We start from the raw sequence: 2,675 nt of genomic DNA, 5'->3' as shown, positions 1-2,675 counted from the left end.
GCCGCGGGGGCAGCGCCCGCACCGGCGTCCACCGCCGCCGACGGCGGGGTGGCCGGCCGCGGCGGCACCGGTCCGGTGGCGACCGCGGCGGCGGGGGCCGGGGCGACCCGGCCCGGGGTGACCCGCAGCACCGCCGTGGCGGCCTCGCTCGCGGGCGCCGGGACCGCGTCCTTGCGGAGGTCGGCCCGCGGGTCCGCGACGACGGGCAGCGGGATCTCCCCGGTGTCCGCCTCCGAGTCCACCAGCGGGGCCCGGTCCGCCGGAGCGGCGTCCGCCGGGGCCCCGTCGGCCGGGGCGGCGTCCACGGGCGCGGCGCCGGAGGCGAGCTCCAGCGCGGCGGACTCCAGCGCCGCGGGCTCGATCGCGCCGACCGCCGCGCCCGTGAGCGAGGCCAGCGTCGCCTTGATGTGGTCGAGGTGCTGCTGCACCGTCTCCAGCTTGGTCGCGTACTCGCGCTGCTCGCGCTCGCTGACCGCGTTGATCCGCTCGGCCTCCCGGCGGGCCTGCTCGATCAGCTGGTCCGCCCGGGCCTGTGCCTCGGCGTCGCTCTGCTTGATCTGGCCGAGCACCGTCTCGCGGAACTGCTCGGCCTCCTTGACCCGCCGCTCGGCGGTGGCGGAGACCGCCGCGTCCTCGGCGTCGGCCTCGGCCTGGGCCTCGGCGAACATCTCGTCGGCCTTGCGGCGCAGCTCGGCCAGCTTGGCCTCGGCCCGCTCGGAGGCCTCGGCGGCCGCGACCCGGACCTTGGCGGCGTGCGCCGTGGCGGCGTCCCGGACGGACCGGACCTCGCGGTCGGTCTCGGCCCGGATGGTCTCCGCCTCGGCCCGGGTGCGCTCGTCGGTGCGGCGGGCGGCGGCGTCGGCCTCGGTGCGGGTGGTGGCCGCGTACTCCTTGGCGGCGCGGTCGAGCGCCTGGCCGGCCTCGTAGACCTCGTCGCGGAGGTCCTCGGCGAACCGCTCGGCCTTGTCGCGGACGGCGCGGGCCTCGTTCTCCGCCATCCTGGCCAGACCGGCGGCCTCGTCGCTCAGCACCTGGTAGTCGGGCTCGGGGGCGTCGGCGGCGGCCTGCTGGATCTCGGCCAGCCGGCGCTCCATCTCCCGGATTCCGGCGCCGAGTACGCTCAGCCGTTCCCACGCCTCGTCGCGCTGCGCGGTGAACGCGGCCAGGGCTCGGTCGACCTGCTCCGGCGCGTAACCGCGCCGGGCAACGGTGAAGCCGTACTGGGGGACGGCGTCGCTCATGGGCTCTTCCCCTCGTGTCGCGGGCTGCGGAGCCCATGATCGGACGGATCGGTCTGCCCGGGAACCCGGTGGGGGAACCCGGTCGGAATTCGGGCGTCGGGCGGATCGGAACAGGTCGAGGATGGACGCTTGCGACCATCCTCTTGACCTATTTTGCGCGGATGTGGACGAAACCCCAACGAGGCACCGCCGCACCGGTACGCCGAAGGGGCCGTTCCGGGCACCGGAACGACCCCCTGCCACCTGCGCGGATCCGGCACGGCCTGCTAGAGCAGGCCGTCCCAGAACTGCTCCAGCAGCACGGCCCACCAGGTGTCCGCGGACTGCAGCGCAGCCGGGTCGATCGCGGCCAGCTGGGCCTGGAAGTCGGTCGTCCAGCGACCGGCCTGGTCCGGGGTCAGCCCGTACCGCAGCCGCCACATCCGGCCCAGCAGGGCCAGGGAGCGGACGAACTCCGGTACACCCGTGTTGACGAACCGGGGGGGCTCACCGGTTCCTTCCAGGTCCACCGCGACCACGTGCGCCGTGCCGTACTGCACACAGAGCTGCCGGCCGTAGTCGTTGCCGAGCACCAGGTAGCCGCCGAAGTCCGGACTGCCCGCCAGACCGCGCTCGGCGGCCAGCTCGGCGAGCGTCGGGATCGGCCGGCCCTCCTGGGCCTGCGCCCAGAAGAACGGTCCGAACTCGCGCGGCAGCCCCGACCACATCAGCGTCTGCGCCACCGGCTCGGGCACGCCCTGGCGGGCCACCGCGCGCTGCTCGAAGCGGAACACGTTCGGGCCGAAGGCCTGGCCGAGCTCCTGGGCGAGCTGCTGCGGCGCGAGCGGCGGCAGCGGCGGGACGGTGCCCGGGGCGGGCAGCGGCACCCGGAACGGGCGGACCCGCTGCGGACCGGAGGCCAGCTGGTGCAGCTCGTCCAGGTGGTCGAGCAGCTGGGCCATGCCGGCCTGCCGGGAGTGGTGGTCGCGGCCGTAGTCGGCGGTGTGGGTGAGCCGGACGTTCGGCCAGGACGCGGCGATCATCCGGTTGCAGTACCCGCCGGGCAGGTCGCAGGACTCCAGCTCGGTGTAGAGCTCCAGCACCTGCTCCGGCGGCACGTTGAGCCGCCGAAGGTCCTGGAGGATCTTCCACTCCGGGTGCGGGGTGCCGGGCTCGCTGCGGTGCAGCAGCTTCTGCTCCGAGCCGTCCGGGCCCCGGTAGCTGAGCGCGGCGAAGTAGCCCGGGCCGACGGCGGGCACGCCGGGCGGTACCGGGGCGCCCTGCGGCGGCCCGGGGACGGGCGCCGGCGGCGCTGCCGGGACCGGGACCGGGGCCGGGGCGGCGGCCGGAGCCGGGGCGCCGGGGTAGCCGTAGCCGGCACCCGGCGCGCCGGTGGGCACGCCGGCCCCGGGCGGCGGCGGGACGGCGGGGCCGCCGGACGGCGGGGTGCCCGGG

2 protein-coding genes are annotated in these 2,675 nt (G+C 76.7%); both read right to left on the bottom strand.

Translation table 11 applies throughout. From position 1 onward, the window contains the following. Window positions 1–1,241: hypothetical protein (locus ACFXAM_RS38470; RefSeq protein ID WP_380298560.1), on the bottom strand; the 1,241-nt coding region annotated here is incomplete at its 3' end. A 266-nt stretch (window positions 1,242–1,507) separates the two neighbouring features. Next, a partial coding sequence (locus ACFXAM_RS38465; protein ID WP_380298559.1) for an SUKH-4 family immunity protein occupies window positions 1,508–2,675 on the bottom strand: 1,168 nt, incomplete at its 5' end.

The sequence above is a fragment of the Kitasatospora sp. NPDC059462 genome, from assembly GCF_042749955.1.
Lineage (GTDB): Bacteria > Actinomycetota > Actinomycetes > Streptomycetales > Streptomycetaceae > Kitasatospora.
The sequence above is the reverse complement of the archived record's forward strand: the minus strand, read 5'-3'. Positions and strand labels throughout refer to the sequence as shown.